The organism is Nocardia sp. NPDC058114 (assembly GCF_042884695.1).
GTDB lineage: Bacteria > Actinomycetota > Actinomycetes > Mycobacteriales > Mycobacteriaceae > Nocardia.
This window is the reverse complement of the sequence record NZ_JBHVTK010000027.1, coordinates 1-4611: the sequence shown is the minus strand read 5'-3', so window position 1 is coordinate 4611 and position 4611 is coordinate 1. Positions and strand designations below refer to the sequence as shown.

Sequence of the window (4611 nt, the reverse complement as noted above, 5' to 3'; positions counted from 1 at the left end):
CCCTAGGGAGCGGCGGCCACGCAGTGGCCGGTCGCGGCCGGGTCGCCGGTTAGCCGCCGGGGCGTAGGCGACGAAGGAGCAAGCCCCGGTGGCTAACCGGCGGCCCCCAGGGGCCGCGACTCGAGCGCGCCAGCGCTCCAACAAACACAGCGTCGAACCGCCTGGGACAACCGAACGCAGGTGACCCTCGCACCCGCGACTCCCCGCCGCATCGTCGAGAGTCCCCGCGCCGCCGGCAATTAGTCGACGCCCAGGTAGGCCGACATGACCGCAGGGTCGGTGAGCAATCCCGCACCCGGACCGGACTTGGTGACCTCGCCGGTTTCCAGGATGTAGGCGCGATCACTGCGGGTCAGGGCCTGTTGGGCGTTCTGTTCCACGAGCAGCACCGTGGTGCCCTGGCGGTTGATCTCGCTGATGATCCGGAAGATCTGCTGGATCACCATGGGAGCCAGACCCATCGAGGGTTCGTCGAGCAGCAGCAGCTTCGGCCGGGCCATGAGGGCGCGGCCGATCGCGAGCATCTGCTGTTCGCCGCCCGACATCGTGCCGCCGACCTGCTTGCGACGTTCGGCCAGGCGGGGGAACAGTTCGAAGACCCAGTCCAGAGTCTGTTGATACTCGGTCTTCTTCTCGAAAGGCCTGCCGTAGCAACCCATGTCGAGGTTCTCCGCGACCGTCATGCCCGGGAAGACACCGCGGCCCTCCGGCGCCTGGATGAGACCCTCGACCACCCGATCGTGCGCTTTCATGGTGGTGATGTCTTTGCCCTGGAACAGGATTCGGCCCGAGGTGAGCGGCAGCAGGCCCGACATCGCCCGCATGGTGGTGGTCTTGCCCGCGCCGTTGGCGCCGAGCAGAGTCACCAGTTCACCCTGGGCGACCGACAGCGAAATGCCGTGCAGCGCTTGGATCCGGCCGTAGTTCACGACCATGTCCTGGACCTCGAGCAGCGGCGCCTCGGTCTCGACCACGGCCTCCGGCTCGTCCCGCGAGCGCACCACCACGGCGTCCGCCACCGGCGTCGCCCCCTCCTCCGCGGCGGCGACCGATCCCTCGCGCACTTCCTCGATCGTGTCCGCGTCGGGCACGCCGAGGTAGGCCGCGATCACCGCCGGGTCCTCACGCACCTGGGTGGGCAGGCCGTCGGCGATCTTGCGCCCGAACTCCAGGACCACGATCCGGTCGGTCACGCCCATCACCAGGCGCATGTCGTGCTCGATGAGCAGCACGGTGTAGCCGTCGTCGCGGATCTTGCGGATCAGGTCCATCAGCGCCGACTTCTCGCTGGGATTGAAACCGGCAGCCGGCTCGTCGAGACACAGCAGCTTGGGCTCGGTGGCCAGCGCCCGCGCGATCTCGAGCCTGCGCTGATCGCCGTAGGACAGGTTGCGGGCCTTCTCCACCGCGCGTGGCGCGATGCCGACGAACTCGAGCAGCGCCATGCCGCGTTCGATGGCATCACGCTCCTCGCGCCGGAACTTCGGCGTGCGGAACACCGCACCGGGCACCGAGGTGGTGTGGCGCGCGTCGGTGCCGACGACCACGTTCTCCAGCGCCGTCATCTCGCCGAACAGCCGCACGTTCTGGAACGTGCGCGCGATACCCATCCGGGTGATCTCGTTGCGCTTGGTCTTGGCCAGCGGCCGACCGTCGAAGTGCACGCTGCCCGACGCGGGCTTGTAGACGCCGGTGATGGCGTTGAAGCAGGTGGTCTTGCCCGCGCCGTTGGGGCCGATCAGACCGAGGATCTCGCCGCGGCGGATCTCGAAACTGACCCCGTCCAACGCGGTCAGACCGCCGAACTTGACGGTCAGACCGTCGGTACGCAGCAGGGGCTCGCCCACCGCGGTCTCGATCTCGCGATGCGGCGCGACCACCTCGGCGACGGTCTCGGCATCGGCGAGCTCGGGCAGCACCGCGGTGACGTCGACCTCGCCGGTCGGCTCGACCTCGGGCGGCGGCTGGTAGCCGGCCTTCATGTCTTCGTTGTCGTACAGCGCGTCTCCCGCGCCCGGCCCCGTCATCGCCCTGCTCCGATCGATTCGGCCGCCGGCTTGCGCACGACCGCCTGGTACACCTGTCTGCCGTAGGCGAGCAGTTTCTGCCGCACCGGGAACAGACCCTGTGGCCGCAGAATCATCATCACCACGAGCGCGATGCCGAAGTAGAGGTACTTCAGGTCACCGAGGTTCTGGGCGCCGCCCGGACGGAACAGCAACACACTGCCGAACAGCAGCAGGCCGAGGATCACCGCGACGATCGCCACGCCGATCACCGTCCGCCGGACCCACGCGGCCAGCGCGTCCTTCTTCCACCGCCACAGCAACCACAGCCCGATCAGCAGCGCGACATCGAGGCCGAGCAGCAGGTAACCGGTCGACTCGCTGGACACCAGCTGCACCGACTGCAACCGCATCGGCAGGTAGGCGATGAGGAACGCGCCGACGATCACGCCGAGCTTGTTGCCCGAACCACCCAGCACCACCGCGCACAGGAACAACATCGACAAGATGATGTCGAACTGTTTGGGGTTGACGTAGGTGACCTGACCGGCGTACATCGCACCCGACAGACCGCCGACCGAGGCGCCGATCACGAACGCCCACAGCTTGAACTTGAAGGTCGGCACGCCCATGATCTCGGCGGCGTCCTCGTCTTCGCGGATGGCGACCCAGGAGCGCCCGACCCGGCTGCGCTCGAGGTTGCCGATGATCAGCAGCACCACGATCACGAAGGCCATACCGAGCCAGAACCACCAGGTGCCGTTGCTGGCCCGCTGGAAGGGATTCCAGCTGCTGGTGTCGCCGAGGTTGCCCGGGGAGAAGAAACCACCGGGGTGCGCCTCGGATTCGCCGACCGTGGGGTAGGCGATCTTGGACAGCCCGAGGCTGCCGTTGGTCAGGTCGCCCAGGTTGTCGGCCATCAGCCGGACGATCTCACCGAAGCCCAGCGTCACGATCGCGAGGTAGTCACCGCGCAGCCGCAGGGTCGGCGCGCCGAGGATCAGGCCCGCGAGCGCGGTCAGCGCGATCGCGATCGGCAGGCAGGCCACCCACGCCCAGCCGGGTTGCAGCCAGCCGCCGTCGGTTTGGTTCCACGGACTGTTCGGACTGGTCAGCAGGCCGACCGTGTAGGCGCCGACGGCATAGAAGCCGACATAACCCAGGTCGAGCAGACCGGCCTGGCCGACCACCACGTTCAGGCCGATGGCGATCAGCGCGTACATGGCGAACTGCGCCATCACACCGCCGAAGCTCACGCCCGGAGTGTCGAGCAGCGGGGGCGGGAACAGCGGCATCAGCGCCAGCAAGGCGATGATCGGCACGCCAACGGCCCACTGGGCCGGACGCGAGAGCCCGTCCCACCAGACCCGGATCGCATCGCCGATGCCACGTCGATCCTGCTGTGCGACAGGCGCTTTCGGGGTTTTCGTCAGGTCTGTCATGCGCGTGCCCTCCCCAGGCTCTCGCCGAGGATGCCGGTCGGCCGGAACATCAGCACGGTCACCAGCAGCACGAACGCGACCACGTCACGCCATTCGGTGCCGAACAGGATCTGCCCGTACTGCTCGGCGATGCCGAGGATCAACCCGCCGAGCAGCGCGCCGCGCAGGTTGCCGATGCCACCGAGCACCGCGGCGCTGAACGCCTTGATGCCGAGGATGAAACCGCCGGAGAAGATGATGCCGGTGGGGATGTAGAGCGTGTACAACATCGCGGCCGCGCCTGCCAGCAGACCGCCGATGAGGAACGTCAGCACGATGACCCGCTCACGCGAGACACCCATCAGGGTGGCGGTGTCGGGGTCCTGGGCGACCGCGCGGATGGCGCGGCCGAATTTGGTTCTGTTGATGACGATTTCGGTGGTGATCGCGAGCACGACGGCCGCGGCGATGATCACCAGCGCCACATTGGTGACCTGCGCGCCGAGGAAGCTGAACTGCACCTTCGGCTCCACGAGCCGGATACCGGTCTGGGCGTTGGAGCCGCCGAGCCCCGGCTTGATCTTGGGCAGGATGTAGTGCACGAATTCCTGGATCACGAACGACATACCGATCGCGGTGATCAGGAACGCCAGCGGTTTCGCGCCGCGCCTGCGCAGCGGCCGGTAGGCCACTCGTTCGAGCCCCACCGCCGCGATGCCCGAGACGAGCATGCCGAACAGCATCGCCAAGCCCAGGTACAGCACTGTCAGCAGGACACCCTGGGAATACACGTTGCCGCTGGGCGCGAAGCCGAGCAGTTCCAGTCCCACGTAGGTGCCGAACATGCCGAGCATGAAGATCTCGGAGTGGGCGAAGTTGATCAGTCGGAGCACGCCGTAGACCAGCGTGTAGCCGACAGCGACCAGGGCGTAGATCGAGCCATAGGTGAGGCCGTCCACGGTCAATCGCCAGAACTGGTCGATCACCCCGGAGACGTTGAAATCGATGGACCCTTCGGCCAACAGGGTCACACCGAGCGAAGCCGCTGATGTCATGGTTACTCTCGCGTCAGGCGAGCGGTGGGGGGGGGGGGAAGGCCCCCCCCCCCCCCGCACACAAAAACTGAACAACAAGACCGGGTAAAACACCAACAGGATGTTTGGCAGCACGCCCGGCTAGCCCCA

General features: G+C 67.3%; 3 protein-coding genes and 1 pseudogene. All 4 read right to left on the bottom strand.

From position 1 onward, the window contains the following. Positions 1 to 239: 239 nt before the first annotated feature. The 4 genes and pseudogenes from ACFVVI_RS35650 to ACFVVI_RS35635 all read right to left on the bottom strand — a co-directional run bounded on the left by ACFVVI_RS35650 (position 240) and on the right by ACFVVI_RS35635 (position 4482). Positions 240 to 935, bottom strand: a complete 696-nt coding sequence (locus tag ACFVVI_RS35650) for an ABC transporter ATP-binding protein (protein WP_378995800.1) — start codon at positions 933 to 935, stop codon at positions 240 to 242. 183 nt (positions 936 to 1118) lie between these two features. Continuing rightward, a pseudogene (locus ACFVVI_RS35645) lies at positions 1119 to 1982 on the bottom strand (ABC transporter ATP-binding protein); the annotation flags it as partial. 41 nt (positions 1983 to 2023) lie between these two features. Next, positions 2024 to 3448 carry a branched-chain amino acid ABC transporter permease gene (locus ACFVVI_RS35640; protein ID WP_378995649.1) on the bottom strand — a complete coding sequence of 475 codons (1425 nt, stop codon included), beginning with the start codon at positions 3446 to 3448 and terminating at the stop codon, positions 2024 to 2026. Continuing rightward, on the bottom strand, positions 3445 to 4482 hold the full coding sequence (locus ACFVVI_RS35635; RefSeq protein ID WP_378995651.1) for a branched-chain amino acid ABC transporter permease: 1038 nt from the start codon (positions 4480 to 4482) through the stop codon (positions 3445 to 3447). The genes ACFVVI_RS35640 and ACFVVI_RS35635 overlap by 4 nt, the downstream gene beginning before the upstream one ends. Between the last annotated feature and the right edge of the window lie 129 nt (positions 4483 to 4611).